This window comes from Pseudomonas sp. BIGb0558 (assembly GCF_024807515.1).
Taxonomy (GTDB): Bacteria; Pseudomonadota; Gammaproteobacteria; order Pseudomonadales; family Pseudomonadaceae; genus Aquipseudomonas; species Aquipseudomonas yamanorum_A.
On record NZ_JANUEW010000039.1, the window covers coordinates 1 to 25,961 of the forward strand.

Here is a 25,961-nt window from a genome sequence, read left to right on the forward strand (position 1 = left end):
CGAGCCTAGGCGAGGTGCCGAGTGGTGGGGCAAGAGCGTTTTGCTTACTTTTGCGCTCTTCAAAAGTGAGCCGCTGTAAGAGCGGAACCAATAGCGGCCCTGACCGAAGAAACGGATATGCCCCCCGATCCAAATCACCAAGGCTCAGCTATTAAGCCTCTCCAGCAACCCCCCGCGCACCGGCGCCACCTCACCACCCAAACACCGGCGACAGCTATAAACCCCCAACACCACAGGCTTTTTCACCGCCCCACGCTCCACCCAGGTAGTCGCGACAAACCGATACCCCTGGCCCGTCGCCGTGGCGATATACGCCGAATCTTCATCCCCCAACGCCCGGCGGATCGCCTTGATCTGCGCCCGCAGGTTGCATTCCTCCACCACCAGCCGTGGCCAGGCAATGTCCAGCAATTGGGTTTTCTCCAGCAACTCCCCAGGCCGTGAGGCGAGGGCAATCAGCAAGGTCAGGGCGCGGTTGCCCAAACTCACCGGCTCACCGTTCTTCAGCAGCAGATGACGTTTGGGCAGCAGTTGATAAGGGCCGAAGTGAATTTCAAAAGCGCCGCTGTCTTCCTGGTGTCTGCGTTGTGAATACGTCATGTGATTAACCTTTGTACATGTTCAAGACACAGCCCCACGCACCTCCCTTTCGCGCAGGGCTGCACGGGAAGTCAGGTGTTGATCGCCGGGATCGGGTCTTCCGGGTAGTCCCCGGGTTCTGTCGGGCCGCCGGTCAAACCGTATTGCTTGAGCACCGGTGCAAGCTGACCGTAGAACGCGTCCTGCGCCTTGCCATGGGCATCCGCCAGGGCAAAGGGCAGGAAGGCGCTGCCGATCCCGCCCAGGATCGCCGTAGCTCCGCCGAGGATGCCGCTGATCGTCCCCGCCACCGCGCCGATTTCCGTGGCGCCGTACAACCCGGCCCCGGCTTCCACCAGCCCGGCCACCGCCGCACCCGTGCCGAGCACGCCCGTGGCAACGGAAAAACTGCCGCTCAGGTAGTCACCTTTTTTCAGCGAGTCGACACCGCCAATCACCCCGATCACGCCGCCGATAATCCCGCCCGCCGAGCCGATGATCTTGCCGGCCGCGCCGAGGTTGGCGATTTGCTGCGGGCTGAGCGGGCCCTTGCCCACCGGCACCTTGCCGGGGAAATCGCCAATCGTGCCGCCGTCCGGGCGGTTGACCCAGGTGATGCCATATCCGGCTTCCTTGGCGTATTTGGTGCCGCCTTCCATCAACAACCCGGCAAATTGCAGCCCGGCGGATACCCGGTTGGCATCGGCGATGGGCGTGTTGCTGCCGCTGGACGAGCGGGCCATCAGCACGCCGCTCATCAGTACGGCGCTGCCGATGTGCAACAGGCCTTGCTTGAACGCCGGGCTGACGTCGCCGAACTTCATGCCTTCGATAGCCTTGGGCAGTGCATCGGCAATCTTGTTGCCCTGGCGCCCGATGTCCCAAACCGAGCGCAGCATCGACACCACTTGCGCCGGGTCGATCTTGCCGCCGTCGGAGGTGACGAACATCTCGGGGTCTTTCTGCTGGGCGTCGTTGATCGCAGCAGTCACCTTGGCTTCGTCGAAGTTGCCCTTGCCATCCCCCAGGGTGATGTTCAGGGTGTCGGTGGTCGCGCCGCCGAGCAGCGCATCGCCGAGGGCTTCGTTGAAATTCACCTGCAAGGTGGCGGCGTCTTCCGCCGATGCCTTGCCTCCCAGGAAGGCCTGGGCCGAGGCGGTGCTGGCGGCAAAGCTGCTGGCGGCAACGGTCGGGTCCATGCCGCCGGCCACCGCGTCGGTGAAGGCTTTGCCGGTCACCAGTTCGTTCTTGTAGTACTGCTGGATGTTGTCGCTTTGCCCGGCCTTGTCCGCGATGCCGGTCAGGTCCACATGGCCGTTGCCCCCCAGCGCCAGGTTGGCGATGGTCGTATCGTTGGCGGCGTTTTGCAGGCCTATGCCCATGTCGATCTGCTTGCCGTTCTGGTCCTTGGCGTTGAGGTTATCGTTGAGATTTTTGCCGGTCTCGATGCTATTGGTGTAGTAGTCCTGCATCGCGACTTTCAGGCTCGGGTTGCTGTCGACGATGTCGGCCAGGGCCGGGCCGCGGTTGTTTTGCAGGAAGCCTTGCACGTCCGGGTCGGCCGAGAGGGTTTCGATGCCGCTTTGCAGCTGCGCCTTGATCTTGTCCTCGTTGGGGTTGAGGCCGTAGTTGGGCGAGGTGTACTTGTCCATCAGGCCGGCGTGGGGCACGTAGTCGCTCACCAGCAGGCGGGTTTGCGCATCGGTCAGTTGCACCAGCACCGCGGCTTTTTGCTCGCCACTGTAGTTCTGCGGGTTGGCCAGGATGTCAGCGGTCAGGCCCGAGGTGTCGACGCCGGCGACGGCGTCACGGGTGGCGGCGCCGTCGAGGAAGGTCAGGGTGTCGCTGTCGGTTTTCGGTGCCTGTTTTTCCAGCCAGGCGCCGATGTTGTCGCGGGTGCCGATGCCGTCCGACTTGCCGGTGGCCGGGTTGTCGCCACCGGTTTCCAGGGCGTGGAACATCCCGGGTTTGGACCACATCGCCGCCGCGCCGGTCAGCTCGGTACTCAGGGCCGAATCGCTGCCCAACGCTTCCAGGTTGTCGCTGCGCAGCATGCCGTCGTTGCTGCGCTGGTTGGCGTCACCGGGGCGCATTGCCGAGCCTGCGCCAGCGGCCAGGCTCTCGTTGGCCATCAGGATCGCCGCCGACTTGGCGTTGGCCTTGGCCAGGTCGCCCGGGTGGCTGCCGAGGAAACTGCCATAGGATTTCGACGCGGCGCCGAGGTCCTTGCCGGCGTTGTCGATGAAGTGGTCGACATCCGAATGGGTGATCACATTGTCGGCCTTGCCGCGCCCGCCGGTGTCCAGCGCGGCCATCAGGCTCGGGCTGCTGGCCACGTACTTGAGCACGGCCTGGGCTTCCGGCGGCAGGGTGGTGGGCGGGTTGGCGAAGTCGATCGGCGCGCCGTGCAGACCCCAGGCGTCCCAGTTTTGCGAGAGTAATTGGGCGGCCGCCTTGGGCCGGTTCAGGTCCAATTCTTCCTTGGTCGGAGTGCCGCTGGTGTTGCCGGTGATGGTGTCCCAGTCCTTGGCGCCGGATACGCCGAACGACGAGGTGTCGATCCAGGAGGTGTCCGAGGCGCCGGCCGCACCAGTACTGCCGGCGTACAGCTTGGCCACCTGGTCGTACAGCGCCGGGGTGATGTCCTGGGACACGATCACCTTGTCGCCGGAGGCGGTGGTGTAGCGAATCAACCCCGGCCCGACTTCCTCGGGCGGGCCGATATTAGCCGCCGGGTCCATGGTTTCGGTGGGGCCGGCCAGGCGATAGCCCTCGGCCTGGCTGGCGTTGATCGCGAACAGCTTGGCCGAGTCGCCGCTGACCTGGGCAAACAGCGCAGGCGTCTCCTTCTGGCTGACCACGATTTTGTCGCCGGCACTGGTCTCGTAGCGGATCAGCCCCGGGCCCAGTTCGGTGGTGCTGCCGATCGCCTTGTAGTTGCCCAGCCCCGGCGCCACGGTGCTGGCGTCGGCCTCCTTGTAGCCGGCGCTTTTGCTGTCGGCCAGGTTCTTTTCAAGGGTCGCGTCGCTTTGCTGGGCGTTGTACTGGTTCACCAGTTGCTCAAACAGCCGGGGGTTGTCGATTTGCTTGAGGGTCACTGGCTTGTCGCTGCCCAGCGGGGTGTAGGTGATGCTGTTGTTCACCGGTGCCTGCACGTTCTGGTACGGCAGCGGGATCGAGGGGCCGCGGATTTTCGAAGGGTCGAATACGGGCTTGTCGACGGCGGTGAACAGGGCTTTTTCAAACGTGCTCCGGGAACCATCCGGGCCCTTGTTATCGGCAGGATCAAGGCCATTCGGGATCGCAGTCATAGATCACCTGAAAGTTGTTTTATATAAGTCGGCATTTAGTGCAAGTGCACTAACTTGGGCGGGCGAAAGTTACGAAGTGTTATTGAACGAGCCCGCGCCGAGCTATCAAACGCGATGATCAAGTCGCTTTTGTTACAAATGGCAATATCTGCAAAGTTGGGCAAATGGCTATTAGTTAAAAGTGTGAAGTTGTCGGCTTATTTTCCGAATAATAATGGGCGATCAACGGATTTGCGTGGCGCTTAACGGCATCGAATTGTTCAATAACGTTCATTTTAGATGGCGCAAGCCCCGTAATCATTGGGGTGTGGTGTGTATCGGTTTTTCAATAAAAGTTCCGCACCTGCGCGGCGATGAGATTGGCTCAACGGCGTGTTGAGCCGGATTTTTCACAGCGCCTGCGGTGAACGTTTCACAAGCTTTCACAGCGAAGGCGTTTTATTCGTGAGTAGTATGGGTCCCATGCAAACCGACAGCTGCATTGCCAACTCACTGTCTGACGCTGGGAGTTCGGTTCGGTTTGCATGCGGCTTAACTTCCCTATCGATGCAAGGAGATTGAACATGGCTACTACTCCACCAGTAAGTGCAGGCGGCGCCGACGACGCTATCGCGAAGATGGAAGCAACTTTCAACATGGCTATTGAGAAGTCGGCCAAGATCACCGAGATCAGCACCGCGAAAAAAGCAGAGCTCGACGCCACCAAACAGCGTCCGCAGAACTGATTCGCCTTGCGGGCAGCGCCGGCGCTGCCCGCATACCTGCCTTACCCCGTTGCACCGTTGTTGATCGGCACAGGTGCCGTTGCGGCCTGTGATTCTCAAGGGGGCAAACCCAACCATGACAGCCTTGATTTCCCTGGGCCTGCCCGCCGTGAACGGCGCGCCGACCCTGCTTGTGACCCACGGTTTGCACCAGGGCAGTTCCCTGATGCTCGACCAGCCGGTCTACACCCTTGGCGCCGCGCTGGCTGCCGACCTTCAGCTCAGCGATCCCGGGATTGCCGAGTTGCACCTGCGCCTGCGTTTTGAAGGTGCGCAGGTGGCCGTCGAAGCCCTCGGCGGTGAGGTACTGATCACCGGCACTGCCGGTGATATCCGCATTCCCCAGGGCAGCGGCCATCGCGCGCGGCTGCCGCTGCAACTGCGTATCGGCACGGCGGGTGTGAGCCTGGCGCTGCCGGGCAGCCCGGAAAAACCACCTGCGGCGACACGCACTTTTACCCCTTGGATCATCGCCACCGCCTTGCTGTTTGTCTGCGCCGGCGCCCTGGCTTTTCGCAACGACCCGCCTCAGGCCCAGGCTGCAATGCCCGTCGCCGAAAAAACCGTGGCCAAGCCATCCCGCGCCGAGGCCAAGGCCTGGTTCGAAGGGCAACTGCAGGCCGCCCACCTGGACGCGGTGAAGGTCAGTGATACCGACGGCCAACTCAATGCCAGCGGCTCCTTCGAACGGGCGCAAAAGCCCCAGTGGGTCGCCCTGCAACAAGCCTTCGACCAGCGTTACGGCCAGCAGATCGTGCTCAACCCACGGGTCGCGGTGCGCGCGGATGCGGCCCGGCCACGGGTGCGTTTTCAAGCGGTGTGGTTCGGCGCCAATCCCTACGTGATCAACGACAGCGGCAAGCGCCTGTACCCCGGCGCGGCCCTGGCCGACAACTGGGTGCTGGACCGCATCGAGAACAATCAGGTGATCCTCGCCCGTGGCGAAGAGCGCTTCACCTTCACCTTATGACGCTGCTTTTTTCAGCTAAGGCCCCGGGATGAAAGTCGAACCGCGTCCGTTGATTCCCAGTGATGTGCGCAGCGCACCGGTCGAGGCGATTCGCCCGGTCAACTCGCGCCAGGCCACTGCCTTCGAAGCAGTGCTGAAAACCCGCAAGGTCCAGTCCCGGCGCTCCCTGCGCAGCGACCTGGAAGAACTCACCAGCGCCGCCGGCGTCGACTCATTGCTGTTCGGCAGCGCGCGCTCCCTGGAGCTGCTGGAACACGTGATGCAGCACCTGTTGCCGAACCTCGATGCCGAGCCGGAAATCAAGGCACTGGCCCACGACCTGATCAGCGAGGAAATCGAGATGCGCCGCACCCTCGAACAACAACGCTCGGAGGTCCAGGCCTGATGTCCCGGGATAACAACGATGCGGTGCAATTGCTCAAGGGCATTGGCGAGCTGTACCGGCGCAACGGGCAGTCACAGCGTGCTCTGGTGATGCTGCTGATCGCCGTGAGCGTGGCGCCCGACGACGGCCTGTTGCTGCGTTCGCTGGTGCTGGCGTTCACCGACAGCGGTGACGCCACCCGCGCACTTTCGGCCCTGGACCGCCTGGTGGCGCTGGAAGGCGAGTCCGCCAGCCTGTTGCTGCTGCGCGCCCGAGCGCTGTGGTACGGCGAACGCAAGGACGAGGCACGCCAGTGCTTCAAACGCTACCTGGCCGCACGGAGAGTGGCGCCATGAACCTGCTCAATCGCCTGAACGGCATCGCGCGCATGGCCGCCCAGCGCACCGACGTGATCATCGTCGCGTTCATGCTGATGGCGATCGTGATGATGATCATCCCGTTGCCCACCTACCTGGTGGACATGCTGATCGGACTGAACATTGCCCTGAGCATCCTGATCCTGATCGTGGCCTTCTACATCGGTCACTCGGTGGAGTTCTCGGCGCTGCCGCCACTGATCCTGCTCAGCACCCTGTTTCGCCTGTCGCTGTCCATCACCACCACCCGCTTGATTCTGCTGCACGGCGACGCCGGGCATATCGTCAAGGCCTTCGGCGACTTCGTGATTGCCGGCCAGGTGGTGGTGGGCATGGTGGTGTTCCTGATCATCACCGTGGCGCAATTCGTGGTGATCACCAAGGGCGCCGAACGGGTCGCGGAAGTGGCGGCGCGGTTCACCCTGGATGCGATGCCCGGCAAACAGATGAGCATCGACAACGACCTGCGCAACGGCGATATCGACCAGGCCGAAGCCCGCCGCCGGCGTTCGCGCCTGGAGCGTGAGAGCCAGATGTTCGGCGCGATGGACGGGGCGATGAAGTTCGTCAAGGGCGATGCGATTGCCGGGTTGGTGATCCTCGCGGTCAACCTGCTGGGCGGCATGCTGATCGGCATGATCGAGCGCGACATGGCCTTCGGCGCGGCGGTGCACACCTATTCGCTGCTGACCGTGGGCGACGGTTTGATCGCACAGATCCCTGCGTTGTTGATCTCCGTGGCGGCGGGCACCGTGGTGACGCGGGTCAACAGCGACGGTGAGGCGGGCGACCTTGGCAGCGAGATTCTCAAACAGTTGGGCGCCAGCTACCGGGCCCTCGGTTTGACGGCGTTGATCATGGTTGGCGTCAGTGTGATCCCGGGCTTTCCGACCTGGGTGTTCCTCGGTTTGTCGCTGGTGTTTGGTGGCGCGGCGTTCGTGATGTACCGCCGCCATACCCGGGAAAACCAGGTGGAGCCTGAAGTGCTGATCGAAACGCTTGAGCCGGTAGTAGAAGCGCCGGCCGAGCAGGAGTACGGCGTGGCCCCCGACACCCGCGTATTGCTGACCCTCGGCAGCGCCCTGGCCCTCAGCGCACCGCGCCAGTTGCTCGGCCAGCGCATTGAAGCGCTGTGCCACGACATTCGCAGCGACCTCGGCGTCGACGTGCCGGTGCCGGGCGTGCACATGGACGCCAAGGCCACGCCGGGCAGTTTCCGGGTGTCCCTGGAAGGCGTGCCGGTGAGCGAGGGCGAGATGCCGGTCAACTGCCTGCTGTTGCAGGACGATCCGGTGCACGTGCAACTGCTGGACATCGCTACCCTGCAAGCCGATTCACCGCTTAATGGCCGTGCCGCGCACTGGATCGAACGCCAGCACGAAGACGCCTTGCGCAACGCCGGCATCGGTTTCCTGCTGCCGGACGAAGTGCTGCGCGGCGTGCTGGAACGCAGCCTGCGCCGCTATGCCGCGGACTTTCTCGGGATCCAGGAAACCCGCCTGCTGCTCGAACGCACCGAAGCCACCTACGGCGAACTGGTCAAGGAAGCCCTGCGCCTGGTGCCGTTGCAGCGGGTGGCCGAGACCCTGCGCCTGCTGGTGGGCGAGGGCGTGTCGATCCGCAATCAGCGGGCCCTGCTGGAAGCCATGGTGGAGTGGGGCGCCCGCGAAACCGACGCCAGCCGCCTGGCCGAACACCTGCGGGCCGCGTTGGCACGGCAGATCAGCCATCAATACGCCGATCGTAATCGGGTGATTGGCGCGTTGGTATTGGCGCCCGGTCTGGAAGACCAGTTGCGTGCGTCCCTGCGTCGCCAGGAACCCAGCCGCGAAGTGATCCCCGAGGAGGTCAACCGCGCCTTGCTCGCGCAGTTGCGCCAGGCCTGCGACAAAACCACCGACGCCAACAGCGCCGTGTTGCTGGTGCACCCGGAGCTGCGCCGCAGCCTGCGGCGCCTGGTGCTGCGCGGTGAACTGGAGCTGGCGGTGTTGTCGTTTCGCGAGCTGGCCACTGAATACAACCTGCAAGCCCTGGTGACCATCAGCCTCACCGATATCTCCAACCGCCGTGCACCTGCCGCGGCTTCCGTCACTTCCCTGGCGTCTGCCTCATGATCCGTTTTTGTCTGTTGTTGCTGACGTTGGTCTCGTTTTTTTGCAACGCCCAGGACATCGCCAACGGTGCCCAGGGCTCCATCAGCCTAGCCTCCGGTGAAGGCCGGATCCTGCATTTTGTGGCGCCGGTGGAGTCGGTGCTGGTGGCCGAGCCGGGGATTGCCGACCTGCAAGTGGTGTCGCCGGGGGTGATCTATATCTTCGGCAAGGCGCCGGGCAATACCAGCCTGATTGCCCTTGGCAACGACGGCAAACAGCTCGCCAGCCTGAGCCTGGCGGTCAGCAGCGCGACCCAGGCGGTGACCGCGCCGATGCAGGAATTGCATCCCGGCAATGGCGCGCAGATCAGCGGTGCCGGTAACCGCTTGATCGCCAGGGGCACGGTGCGTTCGGTGGGCGAAGCGACGGACTTGAATGCGTTGCTCAACCCTCAAGGCCAGGGTTTTCAGAGCGCGGTCAACACCACCGAATATGCCGGTGCGGCCCAGGTCAATCTGCGGGTGCGCTTCGCTGAAGTGTCGCGCTCGGAACTGCTGCACTACGGCGTGAACTGGAACGCCATGTTCAGCAACGGCACCTTCTCCTTCGGCCTGATTACCGGCGGGCCGCTGGCAGCCGCGACTGCCGGTGGCCTGGCGGCAGCGGGCAGCGGGTCGGGCAATACCAATATCGACGGCATGCTCGACGCGTTGCAGGCCAACGGCATCCTGCAAATCCTGGCCGAGCCGAACATCACCGCCATGACCGGGCAGACCGCGAGCTTCCTGGCGGGCGGCGAAGTGGCGATTCCGGTGCCGGTGAACCGGGACCTGGTGGGGATCGAATACAAGTCGTTCGGCGTGTCGCTGCTGTTCAACCCGACCCTGCTGCCCAACGGCCGGATCGCCCTGCAAGTGCGCCCCGAGGTCAGCAGTGTGGTGAGTGGCGGCACGGTGGATTTCGGCAATTTCCATGTGCCGTCGTTCAGCGTGCGCCGCGCCGATACACGGGTGGAAGTGGGCAGCGGGCAGACGTTTGCGATTGCCGGCTTGTTCCAGCGCGAGAGCAGCCAGGACATCGAGAAGCTGCCGTTGCTGGGCGACTTGCCGATCCTGGGCAACCTGTTTCGCTCCAAGCGTTTTCAGCGTAACGAAACCGAGTTGGTGATTTTGATCACGCCGTACCTGGTGGAACCGGTGCGCAGTCGCACCCTGGCCACGCCGCTGGATGCACAGCCTGCCACCGCCGCAGCGGCGGGGCCGCGCAGTGGTGGGGCGTTTGGTTTCTACATGAATTGATGAGGGGGCATGGCATGAAAGTTTCGCGTTTGTTGATGTGTTTGCCCCTGTTGGTGATGGGTTGCAAGACGCATTTGGCGCCGGTGTATTACTCGCCGCAGTATCAGGCGGACGGGTTGCCGAGCCAGTGCCAGCAGCCGCCGGCCAAGGATGAGATTGGGCTGGATGAGGATTTCAAGGCGACCTTGCCGTTGGGTTGTGCGAACAATTTGAATTTGATGCAGATGGTGGAGCAGCGTCAGGATTTGAATCAGGGGCGGGCGACGGGGCCTGCGATGGCCGCGCCGGTTGGGCGGGCGGCGCAGGTGTATATCGAGGGGTTTGATCGGGAGCAGTTGCAGCGGCGGCAGGCTCAGCAAGAGGCCAAGGCTGGCGCACCGGGAGCAGAGCAATGACCCTGCGTGCGCATTCCCCCTGTAGGAGCTGGCTTGCCAGCGATGGCGGCCTTCCAGCCCCAGCAGTTCTGCCTGCCACCCCACAATCCAAATGTGGGAGCTGGCTTGCCTGCGATGGCGGCTTAACGGTCGGTGAGTTTCTTGAGGCAGACCGAGTACATATCCATTCCTGCGGTAACGGCCACTTAGGGTTCCGCTCTTACAGCGGGTCACTTTTGGCAAACGCCCCAAAAGTAACCAAAAGGTCTTTGCCCCACCACTCGGTGCCTCGCCCAGGCTCGGCATGCCCGCAATCAGACCCGATTCCGCGGGCCGCCGCGACGGCCCGTCCCTGGCCCGTCGCGGCTAAATCGGCATCCTTGCCGATTTACCCGCTACACCGTGCCTGCTTGCGGCCATCGTGGTTAACGGGGCCTGATAGATCAAAAGCAACGTCAAAAGCAGTGCAACAGCAAGATCAAAAGCTGTTGGGTTTAGTGCGTATCCACCAACCCCAACTCCCGCGCCTGGGCAACCGGGTCGCTGATGGCTTTGATGCGATTGGCTTCGGCAACCAGCCGTACTCGCTCAGCCGCCGGAATGTCGTCCAGCGGCAAGCTGGCGACTCGTTGTTCGTAGCCCGCCAACACCAGCACCAACAACTCATTACGCTGATGCCGTGGCAACGCGCGGGGGGATTGGGTGATCGGGGCGATGGTGTCCAGCGCCTGCTGCGCCTGGCCGCCAAGGGCATAGGCCAGCGCCAGGTTGCAGCGGCTGTCGAGGTCGTCGGGTTGCAGGCTCAGGCTTTTGGCGAAGGCGGTTTGTGCCGCGACGGCCTGGCCATTCAGCACTTGAGCGATGCCCAACCGGGTGTAGGCGACCGGCGTTTGGCTGGCCTCTGCAGCTTGCCCCAGGGCCGTCACGGCGCGTTGGGTTTTGCCCAGTCGCAGTTGTGCGGTGCCCAGTCCCAGCAAGGCGTCGGCGTCGTGGGCCTGAAGGCCGAGGGCTTGCTGGAAGGCGCGCTCGGCACCGGCCGCATCGTTGCCGTCGAGCCGTGCCTGGCCGAGTTTGAGCCACAGGTCGATGCCGGCGCCCGGTTGCTGGGCCGCACGTTCATACAGCGCCGCCGCGCTGGCGTAGTCGCCACGTTTGTTCAGGTCGTTGGCCAGCTTTACCGAACGGTCGGAATCGCTCGGGGCAGGGCTGGAACAGGCGGCCAGCAACAGGCTGCCGGCAAGCAAAAAGTGTTTGGTCATCGTCACAACTCGTTGGGCGAAGGCGGACGCCATGTAAGCATATTTTCCATGGCGCTCCTATGTCTGTCGGTGCTGTTTGGCACCTCCGTCGCCCACGCCGACGAAGAGCCCGAGTGGTTCGCCAAACCCTACGCCTACGTGCTGGTGGACCAGGACGTGCGCGCCGCCCTCGAAGAGTTCGGCCACAACCTCGACATCCCGCTGGTGCTCTCCGACAAGGTTCGCGGCAAGGCCCGCAGCACCGTGCGCGCGGCCACCGCCGGGGAGTTCCTGCAGACGCTGTGCAGCACCAACGGCCTGACCTGGTACTTCGACGGCAACTTGCTGTACCTCAATGCCAGCGACGAAATCAGCACCAGGCTGTTCAAGGCCAGCGCCCTGAACCTGGACCAGTTGCAAGCCTATTTGAACAACCTCGATGTGTTCGGCCAGCAGTTGTCGATGCGCAACGGCCCCGAGGGCGATGAAGTCTTCGTCTCCGGGCCGCCGCCGTACCTGGCGCTGGTCCAGCAGCATGTGGATCACCTGCAACCCAAGGCCGCCGCGCCCGTTGTTGCACGCGAGCACGGCGTGCGGGTATTTCGCGGTGCCCAGGTGAGCACCGAAACCCCTTGATTCACCCCAACCCCAGCAAAGGAGCATGACCATGTCCGTAACCGCCGTAGACAGCAACCTCGCCCCCGGTGGCGCGAGCCCTGAAGCCAAGTTCAACGCCGCGGTGGATAACGCCAAGAGCGCCGACAAACCGGAGATGACCGACGCCGAATTCACCGATGCCCTGATCACCCAGGCGGTCACCATCGGCGGTCAATTCATCATCATGCCCAAGGCGCAGGAAATGCTGAATGACGCCCTGTCCGATGACGACGAAGAGTAGGGCGCAGCCATGACCATCAGTCTCGCAGCCGGCGCCGCGGCCTTGCCGCCGTCCGCCGGCGCGGGGCCCGCGGGGGCCTCGCAGAATCTGTTCGAGCACATGGCCAATACGGCCAAGGGTATGCCCGAGGGCGCCAGCCCCCATCAGATCGGCTCGGGCCTGATGGAGCGCCTGAACAGTTTTATCGACCGCTCCCGGACCTTTTCCGAGCGCGCCGATGTGCTCACCAATAACCCGTCGGCGCCACCGCAAGTGGCCGCTGCGGACATCCGCACCTCGGGTGCCTCACCCACGGCAGAGCCGGGCAAGAAAGTCGCCGAGCAGCAGGTCGACCAGATCGTCCATTCACTGGGCAAGATGTTCGACTACTCCATCGAAACCCAGATGGTGGTGCGTGGTGCGACGCAGATTTCCGGTTCCGCCAACACGCTGCTCAAGGGTCAATAACGCCATGCCAAGCCCGAATCGTGCCCTGCGCCTGCTGCTGATCGGCGTGCTCGCCAGCCTGTTGCAGGCCTGCGACATGGACCTCTACACCAACCTCAGCGAGCGCGACGCCAACGCCATGGTCGCCGTGCTGCTGCGCGACGGCATCCCGGCCACGCGCAAGGTGCAGGACAACGGCCAGTTGAAAGTGGTGGTCGACGAACAGCGCTTCGCCGAAGCCATGACCCTGCTGGACAACGCCGGCCTGCCCCAGCAGAGCTTTTCCAATATGGGCGAGGTGTTCAAGGGCAACGGCCTGGTCTCGTCGCCGGTGCAGGAGCGGGCACAGATGATCTACGCCTTGAGCGAAGAACTGTCCCACTCGGTGTCGCAGATCGACGGCATCGTCTCGGCACGGGTGCACGTGGTGCTGCCGGACAATGACCTGCTCAAGCGCGTGATCTCGCCGTCGTCGGCCTCGGTGCTGGTGCGCTACGACCCGGGCACCGACATCAATACGCTGATCCCGCAGATCAAGACCCTGGTGGCCAACGGCATTTCCGGCCTGAGCTACGACGGTGTGTCGGTGACGGCGATCAAGGCCGCGGTGTCCGTCAGCCAGAACTCGGCACAACCGCGGCTGGCGCGCTTCATGGGCTTGTGGCTGCTGGAAGACAACCTCAACCAGGCGCGGCTGCTGTTTGGCGGCTTGCTGCTGCTGGCCCTCGGCGCCTGTGGCGTGTTGGCCCGCCAGCAATGGGCGCGGCGCCAGTCCCAGGCGTTGTATGTGCTCAAGGAGGGTGAATGAGCTTGTTTGAGCGTTGGCAGGGCCTGATCGCCCAGCCGTTGCAGTTTGTGCGCGAGCAAAGCCTCGGCGAGTGTTTCGGCGAAGGCCTGCCGGTCGAGGTGCTGCAAGCCCTGCATGTGCAACCGCGTTTTCGCTCGCGGCTTGAGCAGTTGCTGGCGAGTCATTATCAGTTGGCGCCGCTGGCGCATCTGGTCACGCCGCCCGCCGCCGATTTGCCGGTGCTGTTGCTGAACCCGGCGCAATTCGAACGCCTGCCCAGGCTGTGCGGGGCGATCTGGCATGGCTCGACCCTGAGCCGGGAGATCCGTCGCGAGGTGGTCAATGAACTGCGTGAAGGCCTCGGCCAGGAAGCCTTTGCCCTGGCCCTGGCGAACCGGCAGTTGGGCGGCGCGGCCGACCTGTTGCGCGAGCCCGCCGAATTGATCGATGCCATCGACCGTGATGGCCTCACCTGTGTCGCCGCCTGGCTGCAAGCCCAGCCCGCCGAGTTGCAAGGCTGGCTGCAACTGCGGTTTGCGGCGCCCAAGGGTTACAGCGGGCGCTTGCCCCGCGACCTGGAAATTGTCCAGACCGTCGCCGCCCGGTTGCTCGCCGAGGAACTTGCCCATGAGTGAATTACCCAGCCGTCCCGCCGCGCGGATCCTGCGTGCCGAGGAGGCGGCGTTGTGGACCGATGGTTTTGCCTTTGTGCAAGCCGCCAGGGACCACGCCGAGCAGATCAAGGCTGACAGCGACCAGTGGCTGCACACCGCCCGCGCCGAAGGGTTTGAAAGCGCGCGCCGGGAAGGCGCCGAACAGGTCGCGCAGTTGCTGCTGGAAACCCAGTCCCAGGTCCAGCATTACCTGGCCGGGCTTGAAGCGTCGCTGGCGGACCTGGCCCTGGGCATCGTGCGTGAAGTGCTCGGCGAGCTGGACGATACCGACCGCGTGGTGCGTTGCACGCGCCAGGCCTTGAGTGCGTTTCGCCAGGGCCAGGCCTTGACCTTGTGGGTGCCGCCTGCGGAAGTGAATGCCTTGCGTCAACAGTTGCTCAAGGACGGCATAGCGGTAGAAGCCGACGCGCAATTGAGCGCGGGCCAGGCCCGCCTGAGCAGCCCGGCGGGTTCGGTGGAGCTGGGGCTGGAGGCGCAACTGCAAACACTGCGCCGCAGCCTGTTGCCCTTTGCCGAAGAGGGCGTGGCATGAACCTCAATCATCTGCTGCCGCGCCTGAGCGAGCGGCTGTCCCAGGCCCGCTTGCGCCCGATGCAAGGCACCGTACTGAGTATTCGTGGGGTGTTGTTGCGGGCCAGTGTTGCGGGCGCGAGCATCGGCGAGCTGTGCCATCTGCGGGACCCGGTCAGCGGCCGCAGCCTGAGTGCCGAGGTGATCGGCTTCGATGGTGACGAAGCGATCCTGTCGCCTATCGGTTCCATGGAAGGCCTGTCGACCCGCACCCAGATCATCGCCACCGGTGAAAGCCTCGGCGTGGCGGTGGGGGACGCGCAACTGGGGCGGGTGATCAGCCCCATGGGCGAGTTTCTCGACGGCGACGGCATACCGCCGACCCTGAACTTGCAGACTTACCCTTTGCACGCCGAGCCACCGGCGCCGTTCTCCCGGCAGCTGATCGTGCGCTCCATGGCATTGGGCATTCGCTCCATCGACGGCTTGCTGACCCTTGCCCAGGGCCAGCGCATGGGCATCTTCGGCGAACCCGGGGTGGGCAAGTCCTCGTTGCTGGCGAGCATCATCCGCAACAGCGAGGCCGACGTGATTGTGATCGGCCTGATCGGCGAGCGGGGCAGGGAAGTGCGCGAACTGCTGGACGTGCAACTGGACGCCCAGGCCCGTGCACGTACCGTCGCCGTCGTCGCCACTTCTGATCGTCCTGCCGCCGAGCGGGTGCGGGCGGCATTTGTCGCCACCACTTTGGCCGAGTACCACCGCGACCAGGGTCGCAACGTGCTGCTGCTGATGGATAGCCTTACACGGTTCGCCCGGGCCCAGCGCGAGATCGGCCTGGCGGTGGGTGAACCGCCGACCCGTCGCGGTTACCCGCCGTCGTTTTTTGCCACCTTGCCCAAGCTGCTGGAGCGCGCCGGCCCGGGCCCCGGTGGCAGCATCACTGCGTTGTACACCGTGCTTACCGAAGGCGATGCCGCCAGCGACCCGGTGGCCGAGGAAGCGCGCTCGATCCTCGACGGGCACATCGCCCTGAGCGCCGAACTGGCCCAGCGCAACTACTTCCCGGCGGTGGACGTGCTGCGCAGTCGCAGCCGCTTGATGGAGCAGGTCGCCGGTGACGAACACAAGCGCCTGGCGATGCGCATCCGTGAGCTGATGGCGCGCTACGGCGAAATTGAAATGCTGATCCGCGTCGGCGAGTACTCCGCCGGCAGCGACCCGTTGGCCGACGAAGCGATCAGCCGCCACGCTGCAATCGAAGCCTTCCTGCGCCAGAACGCCGACGAGCCCAGCAGCTCCGAACACACCTTGATCCGCATGCGCCAGGTGCTGGCATGAGCCCGAAAGTGTGGGAGCTGTCGAGCTTCAGCGAGGCTGCGATGGCGTCAGTGCAGCCGACATGGATGTTGCCTGACCCACCGCTTTCGCAGCCTCGCCGGGGCTCGACAGCTCCCACATTCGATCTTCATGCACTCAGCGAGGGCCGTGCTGGCATGAGTTCGGAGGCGGAGCGGGATTTAACCGGCCATGAAGATCCAGTGTGGGAGCTGTCGAGCTTCAGCGAGGCTGCGATGGCGTCAGTGCAGCCGACATCGATGTTGCCTGACCCACCGCTTTCGCAGCCTCGCCGGGGCTCGACAGCTCCCACATTCGATCTTCATGTACCCAGCCAGTGCCGTGCTGGCATGAGCCCGAAAACGCAGCGCGATTTAACCGGCCATGAAGATCCAGTGTGGGAGCTGTCGAGCTTCAGCGAGGCTGCGATGGCGTCAGTACAGCCAACATGGATGTTGCCTGACCCACCGCTTTCGCAGCCTCGCTTGGGCTCGACAGCTCCCACATTCGATCTTCATGCACTCAGCGAGTGCGGTGCTGGCATGAGCCCGAAAACGCAGCGCGATTTAATCAGCCATGAAGATCCAGTGTGGGAGCTGTCGAGCTTCAGCGAGGCTGCGATGGCGTCAGTGCAGCCGACATCAATATTCAATCTTCATGCACTCAGCGAGTGCGGTGTTGGTATGACGATGGAGAAAAAGAACCGATGAAGACTGAACAACTGCGCACCCTGCAAACCCTACGGGTGCTGCGTGAACAACGGGCGGCCAGCCAGTTGGCGGCGCAACAGCAACGCTGCGCGCAAACCCACGGCGCCCTGAGCGACGCCAAGGAACAACTGCGCCTGCACCGTGAAGCCGTCGCCCGTGAAGCCGGCGAGATCTACGCCTCGCTGACCGAAGGCCTGTCGGTGGCCAGTTGGCAGGCGGCCCAGGATCGCCTGCGGGGCTTGTCCGATGCTGAGCAACTGCTTGAGGGCGACATCAGCCAGGTGTCCAGCACCCTGCAAACCCAGGAGCGTGAGCGCGACCTGTTCCGCCAGGAACGCCTGAACCGACAGCGTCAGTCCGATGCCTGGCAAAGCCTGCTGGACGGGCGCGAAAACAGTGAGCGTGTCGCCGGCGAACTGCGCGAAGAACAAGGGCTCGGCACATGATCGTGGCCCTTGCCGACCCGTTGGCGCCCTGGCTTGAACACTACGACCCGGCGCTGCTCCCGCTGCATAACCAACTGCACCGCCGGCGCCATGCGTGGCAGGGCCGTTGTGCCGGGCAGGACTTGAGCGTCGCCTGGGCCGCCGATCCCCAGCCGCTGAAAACACCTCGGGATGTGTTGCTGCTGCTCGGGCAATCCCCGGCGCGCCTGCGCCTTTCGGCCGACGCGGTGCAGCAGGTGCTGGTGCCGCTGGCGTTGCAGTTCGACGCGCAAGTGCTGCCGTCATTGCCGCGCTCGCTGCTGCTGGAACTGGCCGTGCTGGATCTGATCGAGCGCCTCGAACCCTTGCTCGGCCACCCCGTGCAGTTACTCGAAACCCATGAAGAACAACGGCCTTACGCCGTGCACCTGGCGTTGACCCTGACCTTCGGCAACACCCCGCCCATGGCCGCCCAGCTGGACTTGAGCGAAAGCGCCGCGCTGCTGGTGGCGCAGTTGCTGGAGCAGCACGGCCAGATCGAGGCCGACCCGTTGCCCGCGCTGCGCCAGACCCTGTCGGTGGTGGCCGGGCGGCAATGGCTGAGTCTTGGCGAGTTGCGCAGCTTGCAGCCCGGCGATGTGCTGATGCTCGAACCCGGCAGCGGCTGGCTGCTGGACCTCGAGGGCCGCTTGCAAGCCCGCTGCCAGCGTGACGGCGCGTCGCTGCAGCTACAGGAAGCTTTGAAAACGCCCCTTTTGGACATGGAGAACACAATGACTGATGTCGATACCGCCGCGGCCCTGGACGATTTGCCCCTCAAGCTGGTGTGCCAGGTCGGCAGCCTGGAACTGACCCTTGCGCAGTTGCGGGAACTGGGCGCGGGCAGCCTGCTGCAACTCAATACCCCGACCGTGGATGGCGTCGACCTGATGGTCAACGGCCGCCGCGTCGGCCAGGGCCAACTGGTGAAAATCGGTGACGGCCTGGGCGTGCGCCTCCTGAGTTTTGCCACCCCATGACCGGTTATCAGCCGAACCTGATCGAGATCATCCTGGTGGTTGCCACCATCGGGTTGATCCCGTTGGCGGTGGTGACCCTCACCGGCTTCATGAAAATCTCGGTGGTGCTGTTCCTGATCCGCAACGCCCTGGGCGTGCAGCAGACCCCGCCGAACCTGGTGCTGTACGGCATTGCGCTGATTCTGTCGGTGTACGTCACCACGCCGTTGATTGGCGACATGTACCGCCAGGTGGAAGGGCGCGACCTGAACATCGAGCACGTCGAGCAACTCAAGGACCTCGGCGATGCCTTGCGCCCGCCGTTGCAGGCGCACCTGGCGCGTTTCGCCAACGAGTCCGAGCGCGGGTTTTTCGTGCAGGCCACCGAGACCATCTGGTCGCCGGAAGCCCGTGCCGACCTGCGCGATGACGACCTGGTGGTGCTGATCCCGGCGTTCGTCAGCTCGGAGCTGACCCGGGCCTTTGAGATCGGGTTTTTGCTGTACATCCCGTTCCTGGTGGTGGATTTGCTGGTGTCCAACGTGTTGATGGCGATGGGCATGTCGATGGTCTCGCCGAACCTGATTTCGATCCCGCTGAAAATCTTCCTGTTCGTGTCATTGAGCGGCTGGTCGCGCCTGATGCACGGTTTGATTCTGAGTTACGGCTGAGGCACGACCCATGGGCCAGGACGTTTTCCTGTCATTGATGAAACAGGCACTGATGACCGTGCTGATGCTCTCTGCGCCGGCGCTGGGGGTGGCGATTATCGTCGGCTTGAGCGTGGGCCTGTTCCAGGCGCTGACCCAGATCCAGGACCAGACCTTGCCCCAGGTGGTGAAGCTGGTGGCGGTGTTGTTGACCATCGTGTTCCTGGGCCCGGTGCTGGCTGGGCAAGTGGCGGAACTCGGCAGCCAGGTGCTGGACAATTTCCCCTTGTGGACGCGCTGACCGCCCATGGATGCCAGCCTTACCGCACAGTTTCTGGAAGTCGCCTACCCGGTGATCAGCTCGGCGTCGCTGGCTGCCTGCCGGGCCATGGGCGTGGTGGTGATCACCCCGGCGTTCAACCGCCTCGGGCTCACCGGGATGATTCGCGGCTGCGTGGCCGTGGCCATTTCGATCCCGATGTTCATGCCGGTGTTCGACGCCATGACCTCGATGCCCAACCACGGCAGCCTGTTTATCGCCGGGTTGCTGATCAAGGAGTTCCTGATCGGCATCCTGATCGGCCTGTTGTTCGGCATCCCGTTCTGGGCGGCGGAAGTGGCGGGGGAGTTGATCGACCTGCAGCGCGGCTCGACCATGGCGCAACTGGTGGACCCGCTGTCCACCGGGGAGTCGAGTGTGATGTCCACCTTGCTGACGGTGATGCTGATCACGCTGTTCTTCATGTCCGGCGGTTTTATCCTGATGGTCGACGGCTATTACCACAGCTACCAACTGTGGCCGGTGACCGCGTTTACCCCGGTGTTCGCCAGCTCGGCGTTGCTGGCGGTGTTGTCGATCCTCGACCAGATCATGCGCGTCGGGGTGCTCATGGTGTCGCCGCTGATCATCTCGCTGCTGGTCACCGATTTGATGCTGGCTTACCTGTCACGCATGGCGCCGAACCTGCATATTTTCGACCTGTCGCTGCCGGTGAAAAACCTGTTTTTCTCGATCCTGATGGTGATCTACATCGGCTTCCTGATTCCATTGATGCTGGACCAGTTGGCGGAATTTCGCGGCACGGTGGAACTGCTGAAAACCCTGGCGGGCATGGAGTAGCGTATGGGCGATACCAGCGAAGAAAAATCCCAGCCGGCCACGGACAAAAAGCTCAAGGACGCGCGCAAGAAGGGCCAGGTCGCCAAGAGCCAGGACCTGGTCTCGGGCATGGTCATCCTGTTTTGCACCCTGTGCATTTCCATTCTTGCGCCACGGGCCCAGGCCCAGGTCACGGCGCTGATCGACCTCACCGCGCAGATCTACATCGAACCGTTCGCCACGGTGTGGCCACGGGTGCTGGACCATGCCGAGCAACTGGTGATCGGCATCACCTTGCCGGTGATGGCGGTGACTACGGGTGTGGTGATCCTGACCAATATCATCACCATGCGTGGCTTTGTGTTTTCCGTGGAGCCGATCAAGCCGGAGTTCAAGCGCATCAACCCGGCGGAAGGCTTCAAGAAGCTGTTTGCCCTGCGCAACTTTGTGGAGTTCATCAAGGGCCTGATCAAGGTGCATGTGCTGGCGGTGGCGTTCTACGTGGTGGGGCGGCATGCGTTGCAGGCATTGATGGAGTCGTCGCGGTGTGGCGCCGGGTGTATCGAATCGACGTTTTTCCTGGTGCTCAAGCCTCTGGTGTTCACCGTGCTCGCGGCGTTCATCCTGGTGGGCGGTGTGGACGTGTTGATGCAGCGCTGGCTGTTCGGCCGCGACATGAAAATGACCCGCAGCGAGACCAAGCGCGAACGCAAGGACATTGATGGCGACCCGCTGATCAAGAGCGAGCGGCGGCGCCAGCGCCAGGAAATGCAGGCGTTGGCCACCAAGCTGGGGTTGGGCCGCGCGTCGATGATGATTGGCACCACCGATGGCTGGGTGATTGGCGTGCGTTATGTGCGTGGCGAGACCCCGGTGCCGGTGGTGGTATGCCGGGCCTCGCCGGAGGAGGCGTTGGGGATGTTGCAGGAGGCGTTTGACTTAGGGATACCGCAGGCGCCGGACAGGGTTTTGGCGGAGGCGATTGCCAGGAAAACCGTGCCGGGAGATCCGGTGCCGGATGCTTCGTTCCAGGCGGTGGCGGATTGGCTGGTGGCGGCGCGGTTGATCTGACGATCCCGAGCCGAACACCGGACAAAATGTGGGAGCTGGCTTGCCTGCGATAGCGGTGGGTCAGGCACCGAAGTGGGTGCCTGATACATTGCCATCGCAGGCAAGCCAGCTCCCACATTGGATTTAGGTGTGCCAGTTGGATCAGGGCTTGTCGACATCGTGATATTCACCGCCATACCCATCCCCCACCCGCCAGATGATGTCGTGGTTCTCATTGGTCCATTCCGACGGTTTCAGCGAATACTTGAGCGCATCCCACTCTTGAGCCGAACACCGGACAAAATGTGGGAGCTGGCTTGCCTGCGATAGCGGTGGGTCAGGCACTGAAATGGTGCCTGATACATTGCCATCGCAGGCAAGCCAGCTCCCACATTGGATTCAGGGTGTGCCAGTTGGATCAGGGCTTGTCGACATCGTGATATTCACCGCCATATCCATCCCCCACCCGCCAGATAATGTCGTGGTGCTCCTTGGTCCATTCCGACGGTTTCAGCGAATGCTTGAGCGCATCCCACTCTTGAGCCGAACACCGAACAAAATGTGGGAGCTGGCTTGCCTGCGATAGCGTTGGGTCAGGCACTGAAGTGGGTGCCTGATACATTGCCATCGCAGGCAAGCCAGCTCCCACATTGGATTTAGGGTGTGCCAGTTGGCTCAGGGCTTGTCCACATCATGGTATTCACCGCCATACCCATCCCCCACCCGCCAGATGATGTCGTGGTTCTCATTGGTCCATTCCGACGGTTTCAGTGAGTATTTGTAGTCCTCTGAATTACGGTTGTTCCCGTCCCCGATGAAGTCCGGATGATCGCGCCGATGATCCCCGCCACGAATACTCGACCGCGCATCCCACTCTTCCTTGCGGAAATCAAAAATGCTCTGGTCCTGCGGCGCATCCCGCTGGCCCCAGTCGGACAGGTACGTCTGCAACCACACATACGCCTCATCGCCATTGGGCTTGAGCAAGCCGTCCTGCTTGAAGTCCTGGATCTGGTCCCAGTTCTGCATCGAGATCTTGTGCAGCTTATGGGACTGCACCGTGCTCAAAATCGCCCCGACAAACGACAACGCACCGGAGATCAAGAAGCCCACCGGCCCCAGGAATGGAATGATCCGCCCGGTCACCCCCAGCGTTCCCAGCACGCCGCCTGCCGCGCCCACCAGGCTGCTGACACCGCCCGCCATGGACAGTGAGCCCGAGGCGATTTTCACCGGGTCTTTCTCGCGCACACCGTCACGCAGGGTGAACGCCGCCTGCACCACGCTGATCACGCCGCCTGCCACGTCGGTGGCCATGCCGATCACCTTGATCGCGCTGCTGGCGAACTTCGCGCCAAACCCGGCCCCGGCCACGCCGCCCCGGCTGGCGATGCCTTTTTCGATGCCTTCCTGGACCTTCTTCGCGCCTTCGTCGCTCCAGCCGCCGCTGTTGAGGGCCTTGCCCACGTCCTTGCCGTCGTCCATGGCCTGGTCGACGATCTCGAAGTACTTCTTCTGCACCGCTTCGGCGTCCTTGGGCAGCGCGTGGTAACCCTCGCCGGGCTTGGCCCACAGGTCGGGCAGGGAGCGATCGAAGCCCATCAGTTTGTAGGCGTTGGTGCCGCGCAATTTGTCGTAGACCTTCAAGCCCAGTGTGGCGAAATGCGAGCCGGTGCCCAGGAAGCCGAGGAAGTCGTTGGCGATGCCCAGGCGTTTCATCGGCGTATCCGCCAGCTTGCCGCCCTGGCCCGCCAGTTGGTAGACGATCCGGCCCATGCCGATTGCACCGCCCACCGAGCCGAGTACGCCGTTGTCCTTGAGGAAGTTGAGGTTCTTCACGAACGCGCTGCGGTTCTCTTCGCTGAGGCCCGGCATGATCTCCTTGCTCACGGCCTTGTCGATGTCGCTGAAGCTGATCACGCCGTTTTTCTGCCAGGTGTCGCCGAGGGAAATCATCGCCTTGCCGAAGTCGGCGGCGGCGTTTTTGTCCTTGAGCAGTTGGTCGACAAATTTCGAATACACCCCCAGCGCCTGGCGCGGCAGGCCGTCGGCGCTGCCCTTGAGCATCGACAAGATCGCCATGGTGTTGTCGGTGGTGGCCAACGCAGTGTTGTCGTCAGAGATCTTGGTCGGGTCGTCCATCAGCTTTTCGACGGCATCAGTGTAGCCATCGATCTGCAGGTTTTGCAGGAAGCTGTCGGCCTTGGCCGGGTCGATATCGGCCAGGGCGGTGTAGGCGGTCTGGATTTCCTGGGTGGCCAGTTCGGTCTTGCCACTGTCCTGCAGTGACTTGATGTACTTGGTGAAATTCTCTGAGGAGGTGCTGTCGATCAGTTTCTGTTTGGTTTCATCGACCTTGGCCTGGCCGCCGTCGACCTTGCCCAGGGCCGCGTCGTGGTTGGCCTTGATGTCGTGCTGGATGGTCGAGTCGCCGAGCAGGTCGTTGATGGTCTGGTCGATGGCCTTGGTGTCGAAGATGTTGTCGCGCACGTCCCGGGAGGTCACGTCGATGGGCGTGGTGGCGATGCCCTGGTTGCCGAAACCGTGCTCGGGAATGATCGACATGCCGTTGTCGGCCATGCTCCGGGCTTCCACCGCCCGCAGGAACTTGGCGCGCGGGTCGTCCTTGCCAATGCTGCCGTCCTTGACCCCGGCGCGGTAACTGTCCACCAGGGTTTTCATCGACAGGTCCTGCACCGACAGCGGGTTGCCGCTTTCATCTTTTTCGGTGGTGGTGAGGTTGTCGACGGACACGTCCTTGAGCGGCGGCAGGCCGTTGTCGGTGCGCAGCTTGTCGACGTCGGTGGTCTGCGCGGCGATGTCGCTGCGGTAGCCGGAAATCTGTTCGAACATCTGTGGGTTGCTGTCTTCCGAGACCACGATTTTCTCTTCGCTGCCCCCCGGCTTGTGCTGGGTGAAGGCGATCAGCCCCGGGCCATAATCCCCGGCGCCGCCGACGCTCATGATGTCTTCGGTGGAGCCCAGGTAAGCGTCCGGGCCGGCGAGGGTGTAGCCGTCGCCCTTGGCCTTTTCGATACCGGCCAGGGTTTGGCCTTTGGTGGTGTAGGCGGCGAAGGCTTCGGGGGTGATGTCCTTGGACACTACCAGCAATTTGCCGTCGGCCTGGTTGACCACCAGGATGCCGTCCATGGGCGCGTCGACCTTGCTGATGTCACCCAGCTTCAGGCTGGCCTCGTCCTTGCGCAGCAGTTCCTGGCCAGGCAGGGACTGGGCGTTCTTGATGTAGTCGAAGGCCTGGGAACCTTCGCTGGCGTGCACGGCGTGGAGGAAGTTGTAGAAGGTGCCGCCGGCGTTGGGGTTGGGGTTGCTCAGGTCGGCACCGGGTTGTGGCAGGTCGGCTTCGGACTTGCTGATCGCATACTTGTGGCCCTGGTGCTCGAACAGGATCACCCCGGCGCTGCTGTCTTCCGACACCACTTTCAACTGGCTGAAATCGAGGTCGCCCGGCAGGCTGGTGACTTCTTCATAACCTTTGGATTTGCCGTCATTGAGGGCTTCCTTGGTCACCCCGGCCTGGGTGTAGGTGCTGAACGCCTGGGGCGTGAGCAATTCGGAAATGACCAGAGTCTTGCCGTTTTCCAGGCTGACCTTGAGGATGCCGTCTTCGGCCTTGCCCACGGATTTGATGTTGGCCAGGCGCACGCCGTCGCCGTCTTCGCGCAGCAGCTGCTGGTCGGGGTTCTTCAGGCTTTCGACAATGGCCTTGCCGGCCGGGGTGCCCTGGGTTTCGGCCAGGGTCTGGAGGAAGGTGTACAGCGGCGTGCCTTCGTCGGGCCCGCCCTGATTGACCGGGGCCACGGCATGGCCGAAGCGCAGGTTCTTCAATACGTCGAAGCCGTCCTGGGCGTTGGCCGCACCCTCGGCGCTGATCTTGTATTTGGCGCCGTCCTGTTCGAAGTAGATCACCCCGGCGTCTTTGTCTTCGGAAATGACCTTGAGCTTGTCGATGTCGAGTTTGGCCGGGAGGGCGGTGACTTCCTTGTAGTCGTCGGGCTTGAGGGTTTTGTCGCTTGTTCCCGAGGTGGCGAGGATTTTGGCTTTGTTCAGGACAGCGTCGAAAACGCGCTCGGGAGCGTTGGGTTGATCGACGCGGGGGGAGGCAGACTTTTCGGGGCGGGTGATCATCGGTTCAGTCCATGTGATGGGCGCACGAGGACTGGATATTAGGCGCTGCAAGCGAGTGAAAACGGGTTTGTTGGCAACAAGTCACAAGCTTTCACAGGTGTGAAATTCAGGTCCCGGGATAGCGCGTCTCCATCACGATCGACAATGCATCCGGGCGCCAGAACTCCTGGTCGAACTCCACCGGCTGGTCGTTTTCGCCGAAGTTCAAGCGTTCCAGATAAACACTGGTGGACCCGGTGGACAATTGCAGCAACTCGGCCTGCTCTTCATTCACGGTGCCAATGTGCATCTCCAGCTCACACCGCGACTGCACCCGGGAAAACCGCTCCCGCAGCAGCTGGGTCAGCGAGGTATTCAAGTCGGCGTCCAGCAGCCCCGGGCACCAGCTTGCCAGCAGCGCATTGAACTCCAGCAACACTGGCCGCCGGTCGATCCAGCGCCGCCGTTGCAGGAAAAACATCGGCTCATCCGCCGACGCGAGGCCCATCCGCCTGGCCAGCCAGTCGCCCGCGGGGCGCAGCTCTGCGTGCAGGCATTCGGTGCGCGGCGTACGGCCTTGGGCACTTACGTAATCCATAAAGCCGCTGATGCGTGTTGGGTCATAGCGGATGCGCCGGGGGCTTACAAACCAGCCACGACGGTTTTCCCGATACACCAGGCCTTCGGCTTCCAGCTGCTGCAAGGCCTGGCGCAAGGTGACCCGGGTGCAGCCGAAGCGCTCGATCATCTCCCGTTCGGACGGGAATTTCTCATCCGCCTGGGGCACACCCGCCGCGATATCGTGGGCGATCTGTTCGCGAATGCGCTGGTAGTGCGGTGAAATCGGGTCGAAAGGCATCCTGGGTTCCGTGTGCAGGCCGGGCGTGGGCGTGACTCTACCGT

At 63.3% G+C, this 25,961-nt stretch carries 26 protein-coding genes; 21 read left to right on the forward strand and 5 right to left on the reverse strand.

Annotated elements, in window-relative coordinates:
* Window positions 1-144: 144 nt before the first annotated feature.
* Both M2400_RS28150 and M2400_RS28155 read right to left on the reverse strand, forming a co-directional pair.
* On the reverse strand, window positions 145-600 hold the full coding sequence (locus tag M2400_RS28150) for a winged helix-turn-helix domain-containing protein (RefSeq protein ID WP_177048598.1): 456 nt from the start codon (window positions 598-600) through the stop codon (window positions 145-147).
* Window positions 601-671: 71 nt separating this feature from the next.
* Window positions 672-3,890, reverse strand: a complete 3,219-nt coding sequence (locus M2400_RS28155) for a type III effector HrpK domain-containing protein (RefSeq protein WP_259199706.1) — start codon at window positions 3,888-3,890, stop codon at window positions 672-674.
* A gap of 563 nt (window positions 3,891-4,453) precedes the next feature.
* Here M2400_RS28155 and M2400_RS28160 point away from each other — a divergent pair.
* The 7 genes from M2400_RS28160 (at window position 4,454) to M2400_RS28190 (ending at window position 10,151) form a co-directional block, all read left to right on the forward strand.
* Entirely contained in the window at window positions 4,454-4,615 is a 162-nt protein-coding gene (locus M2400_RS28160) for a hypothetical protein (protein ID WP_003207273.1), read from the forward strand.
* 115 nt (window positions 4,616-4,730) lie between these two features.
* Window positions 4,731-5,624, forward strand: coding sequence for an FHA domain-containing protein (locus M2400_RS28165; protein WP_259199702.1), 894 nt, complete (start codon window positions 4,731-4,733; stop codon window positions 5,622-5,624).
* A 28-nt stretch (window positions 5,625-5,652) separates the two neighbouring features.
* Window positions 5,653-6,009, forward strand: a complete 357-nt coding sequence (locus M2400_RS28170; RefSeq protein ID WP_177080035.1) for a hypothetical protein — start codon at window positions 5,653-5,655, stop codon at window positions 6,007-6,009.
* On the forward strand, window positions 6,009-6,344 hold the full coding sequence (locus M2400_RS28175; RefSeq protein ID WP_371132102.1) for a tetratricopeptide repeat protein: 336 nt from the start codon (window positions 6,009-6,011) through the stop codon (window positions 6,342-6,344). The genes M2400_RS28170 and M2400_RS28175 overlap by 1 nt, the downstream gene beginning before the upstream one ends.
* Window positions 6,341-8,479 carry a type III secretion system export apparatus subunit SctV gene (gene sctV / locus M2400_RS28180; protein ID WP_259199699.1) on the forward strand — a complete coding sequence of 713 codons (2,139 nt, stop codon included), beginning with the start codon at window positions 6,341-6,343 and terminating at the stop codon, window positions 8,477-8,479. The genes M2400_RS28175 and sctV overlap by 4 nt, the downstream gene beginning before the upstream one ends.
* Complete coding sequence (locus M2400_RS28185; protein WP_259199697.1) at window positions 8,476-9,756, forward strand: type II and III secretion system protein family protein; 1,281 nt, start codon at window positions 8,476-8,478, stop codon at window positions 9,754-9,756. Before sctV ends, M2400_RS28185 begins: the two co-directional genes overlap by 4 nt.
* A 14-nt stretch (window positions 9,757-9,770) precedes the next feature.
* The gene (locus M2400_RS28190) at window positions 9,771-10,151 is read left to right on the forward strand and encodes a hypothetical protein (RefSeq protein WP_177134826.1); all 381 of its coding nucleotides are present in this window, start codon (window positions 9,771-9,773) and stop codon (window positions 10,149-10,151) included.
* A 473-nt stretch (window positions 10,152-10,624) separates the two neighbouring features.
* Here M2400_RS28190 and M2400_RS28195 read toward each other — a convergent pair whose 3' ends face one another.
* Window positions 10,625-11,389, reverse strand: coding sequence for a tetratricopeptide repeat protein (locus M2400_RS28195; RefSeq protein WP_259199684.1), 765 nt, complete (start codon window positions 11,387-11,389; stop codon window positions 10,625-10,627).
* Window positions 11,390-11,437: 48 nt separating this feature from the next.
* Here M2400_RS28195 and M2400_RS28200 point away from each other — a divergent pair, with 48 nt between their 5' ends.
* From M2400_RS28200 to M2400_RS28265, 14 genes are read left to right on the forward strand one after another with little or no spacing between them, the layout of a single operon-like run.
* Window positions 11,438-12,004 carry a type III secretion protein gene (locus M2400_RS28200; protein ID WP_177135075.1) on the forward strand — a complete coding sequence of 189 codons (567 nt, stop codon included), beginning with the start codon at window positions 11,438-11,440 and terminating at the stop codon, window positions 12,002-12,004.
* A gap of 31 nt (window positions 12,005-12,035) precedes the next feature.
* Window positions 12,036-12,266 carry a hypothetical protein gene (locus tag M2400_RS28205; protein WP_177048583.1) on the forward strand — a complete coding sequence of 77 codons (231 nt, stop codon included), beginning with the start codon at window positions 12,036-12,038 and terminating at the stop codon, window positions 12,264-12,266.
* Window positions 12,267-12,275: 9 nt separating this feature from the next.
* Window positions 12,276-12,713 carry a hypothetical protein gene (locus tag M2400_RS28210; RefSeq protein ID WP_177048581.1) on the forward strand — a complete coding sequence of 146 codons (438 nt, stop codon included), beginning with the start codon at window positions 12,276-12,278 and terminating at the stop codon, window positions 12,711-12,713.
* 4 nt (window positions 12,714-12,717) lie between these two features.
* Complete coding sequence (gene sctJ / locus M2400_RS28215; RefSeq protein ID WP_259199679.1) at window positions 12,718-13,500, forward strand: type III secretion system inner membrane ring lipoprotein SctJ; 783 nt, start codon at window positions 12,718-12,720, stop codon at window positions 13,498-13,500.
* Window positions 13,497-14,114, forward strand: a complete 618-nt coding sequence (locus M2400_RS28220; protein WP_177048577.1) for a type III secretion protein — start codon at window positions 13,497-13,499, stop codon at window positions 14,112-14,114. The genes sctJ and M2400_RS28220 overlap by 4 nt, the downstream gene beginning before the upstream one ends.
* Window positions 14,107-14,685, forward strand: a complete 579-nt coding sequence (locus tag M2400_RS28225) for a FliH/SctL family protein (protein ID WP_177116249.1) — start codon at window positions 14,107-14,109, stop codon at window positions 14,683-14,685. The genes M2400_RS28220 and M2400_RS28225 overlap by 8 nt, the downstream gene beginning before the upstream one ends.
* The gene (locus tag M2400_RS28230; protein ID WP_259199654.1) at window positions 14,682-16,004 is read left to right on the forward strand and encodes a FliI/YscN family ATPase; all 1,323 of its coding nucleotides are present in this window, start codon (window positions 14,682-14,684) and stop codon (window positions 16,002-16,004) included. The genes M2400_RS28225 and M2400_RS28230 overlap by 4 nt, the downstream gene beginning before the upstream one ends.
* Entirely contained in the window at window positions 16,001-16,711 is a 711-nt protein-coding gene (locus M2400_RS28235) for a hypothetical protein (protein WP_259199653.1), read from the forward strand. Before M2400_RS28230 ends, M2400_RS28235 begins: the two co-directional genes overlap by 4 nt.
* A complete protein-coding gene (locus M2400_RS28240; RefSeq protein ID WP_177135184.1) occupies window positions 16,708-17,157 on the forward strand; it encodes a hypothetical protein in 450 nt (149 codons plus the stop codon). The genes M2400_RS28235 and M2400_RS28240 overlap by 4 nt, the downstream gene beginning before the upstream one ends.
* Complete coding sequence (sctQ, locus tag M2400_RS28245) at window positions 17,154-18,155, forward strand: type III secretion system cytoplasmic ring protein SctQ (protein WP_259199636.1); 1,002 nt, start codon at window positions 17,154-17,156, stop codon at window positions 18,153-18,155. Before M2400_RS28240 ends, sctQ begins: the two co-directional genes overlap by 4 nt.
* Window positions 18,152-18,805: a type III secretion system export apparatus subunit SctR gene (gene sctR, locus M2400_RS28250; protein ID WP_003208316.1), complete on the forward strand. Its 654-nt coding sequence runs from the start codon at window positions 18,152-18,154 to the stop codon at window positions 18,803-18,805. Before sctQ ends, sctR begins: the two co-directional genes overlap by 4 nt.
* A gap of 10 nt (window positions 18,806-18,815) precedes the next feature.
* Window positions 18,816-19,085, forward strand: a complete 270-nt coding sequence (sctS, locus tag M2400_RS28255) for a type III secretion system export apparatus subunit SctS (protein ID WP_003208314.1) — start codon at window positions 18,816-18,818, stop codon at window positions 19,083-19,085.
* Window positions 19,086-19,091: 6 nt separating this feature from the next.
* The gene (sctT, locus tag M2400_RS28260; protein WP_003208312.1) at window positions 19,092-19,904 is read left to right on the forward strand and encodes a type III secretion system export apparatus subunit SctT; all 813 of its coding nucleotides are present in this window, start codon (window positions 19,092-19,094) and stop codon (window positions 19,902-19,904) included.
* Between the two features lie 3 nt (window positions 19,905-19,907).
* Window positions 19,908-20,954, forward strand: a complete 1,047-nt coding sequence (locus M2400_RS28265) for an EscU/YscU/HrcU family type III secretion system export apparatus switch protein (protein WP_177049019.1) — start codon at window positions 19,908-19,910, stop codon at window positions 20,952-20,954.
* 654 nt (window positions 20,955-21,608) lie between these two features.
* Here M2400_RS28265 and M2400_RS28270 read toward each other — a convergent pair.
* Together M2400_RS28270 and M2400_RS28275 are read right to left on the reverse strand one after the other, a co-directional pair.
* Window positions 21,609-25,079 (reverse strand): hypothetical protein, encoded by a 3,471-nt coding sequence (locus tag M2400_RS28270; protein WP_259199590.1) that lies wholly within the window; start codon window positions 25,077-25,079, stop codon window positions 21,609-21,611.
* Between the two features lie 106 nt (window positions 25,080-25,185).
* Window positions 25,186-25,917 carry a UTRA domain-containing protein gene (locus tag M2400_RS28275; RefSeq protein ID WP_177048837.1) on the reverse strand — a complete coding sequence of 244 codons (732 nt, stop codon included), beginning with the start codon at window positions 25,915-25,917 and terminating at the stop codon, window positions 25,186-25,188.
* Window positions 25,918-25,961: the final 44 nt, after the last annotated feature.

Coding starts and splice junctions, on each gene's coding strand:
- M2400_RS28150 (WP_177048598.1), bottom strand. CDS start 600: ATGACGTATTCACAACGCAGACACCAGGAAGACAGCGGCGCTTTTGAA.
- M2400_RS28155 (WP_259199706.1), bottom strand. CDS start 3,890: ATGACTGCGATCCCGAATGGCCTTGATCCTGCCGATAACAAGGGCCCG.
- M2400_RS28160 (WP_003207273.1), top strand. CDS start 4,454: ATGGCTACTACTCCACCAGTAAGTGCAGGCGGCGCCGACGACGCTATC.
- M2400_RS28165 (WP_259199702.1), top strand. CDS start 4,731: ATGACAGCCTTGATTTCCCTGGGCCTGCCCGCCGTGAACGGCGCGCCG.
- M2400_RS28170 (WP_177080035.1), top strand. CDS start 5,653: ATGAAAGTCGAACCGCGTCCGTTGATTCCCAGTGATGTGCGCAGCGCA.
- M2400_RS28175 (WP_371132102.1), top strand. CDS start 6,009: ATGTCCCGGGATAACAACGATGCGGTGCAATTGCTCAAGGGCATTGGC.
- sctV (WP_259199699.1), top strand. CDS start 6,341: ATGAACCTGCTCAATCGCCTGAACGGCATCGCGCGCATGGCCGCCCAG.
- M2400_RS28185 (WP_259199697.1), top strand. CDS start 8,476: ATGATCCGTTTTTGTCTGTTGTTGCTGACGTTGGTCTCGTTTTTTTGC.
- M2400_RS28190 (WP_177134826.1), top strand. CDS start 9,771: ATGAAAGTTTCGCGTTTGTTGATGTGTTTGCCCCTGTTGGTGATGGGT.
- M2400_RS28195 (WP_259199684.1), bottom strand. CDS start 11,389: ATGACCAAACACTTTTTGCTTGCCGGCAGCCTGTTGCTGGCCGCCTGT.
- M2400_RS28200 (WP_177135075.1), top strand. CDS start 11,438: ATGGCGCTCCTATGTCTGTCGGTGCTGTTTGGCACCTCCGTCGCCCAC.
- M2400_RS28205 (WP_177048583.1), top strand. CDS start 12,036: ATGTCCGTAACCGCCGTAGACAGCAACCTCGCCCCCGGTGGCGCGAGC.
- M2400_RS28210 (WP_177048581.1), top strand. CDS start 12,276: ATGACCATCAGTCTCGCAGCCGGCGCCGCGGCCTTGCCGCCGTCCGCC.
- sctJ (WP_259199679.1), top strand. CDS start 12,718: ATGCCAAGCCCGAATCGTGCCCTGCGCCTGCTGCTGATCGGCGTGCTC.
- M2400_RS28220 (WP_177048577.1), top strand. CDS start 13,497: ATGAGCTTGTTTGAGCGTTGGCAGGGCCTGATCGCCCAGCCGTTGCAG.
- M2400_RS28225 (WP_177116249.1), top strand. CDS start 14,107: ATGAGTGAATTACCCAGCCGTCCCGCCGCGCGGATCCTGCGTGCCGAG.
- M2400_RS28230 (WP_259199654.1), top strand. CDS start 14,682: ATGAACCTCAATCATCTGCTGCCGCGCCTGAGCGAGCGGCTGTCCCAG.
- M2400_RS28235 (WP_259199653.1), top strand. CDS start 16,001: ATGAGCCCGAAAGTGTGGGAGCTGTCGAGCTTCAGCGAGGCTGCGATG.
- M2400_RS28240 (WP_177135184.1), top strand. CDS start 16,708: ATGAAGACTGAACAACTGCGCACCCTGCAAACCCTACGGGTGCTGCGT.
- sctQ (WP_259199636.1), top strand. CDS start 17,154: ATGATCGTGGCCCTTGCCGACCCGTTGGCGCCCTGGCTTGAACACTAC.
- sctR (WP_003208316.1), top strand. CDS start 18,152: ATGACCGGTTATCAGCCGAACCTGATCGAGATCATCCTGGTGGTTGCC.
- sctS (WP_003208314.1), top strand. CDS start 18,816: ATGGGCCAGGACGTTTTCCTGTCATTGATGAAACAGGCACTGATGACC.
- sctT (WP_003208312.1), top strand. CDS start 19,092: ATGGATGCCAGCCTTACCGCACAGTTTCTGGAAGTCGCCTACCCGGTG.
- M2400_RS28265 (WP_177049019.1), top strand. CDS start 19,908: ATGGGCGATACCAGCGAAGAAAAATCCCAGCCGGCCACGGACAAAAAG.
- M2400_RS28270 (WP_259199590.1), bottom strand. CDS start 25,079: ATGATCACCCGCCCCGAAAAGTCTGCCTCCCCCCGCGTCGATCAACCC.
- M2400_RS28275 (WP_177048837.1), bottom strand. CDS start 25,917: ATGCCTTTCGACCCGATTTCACCGCACTACCAGCGCATTCGCGAACAG.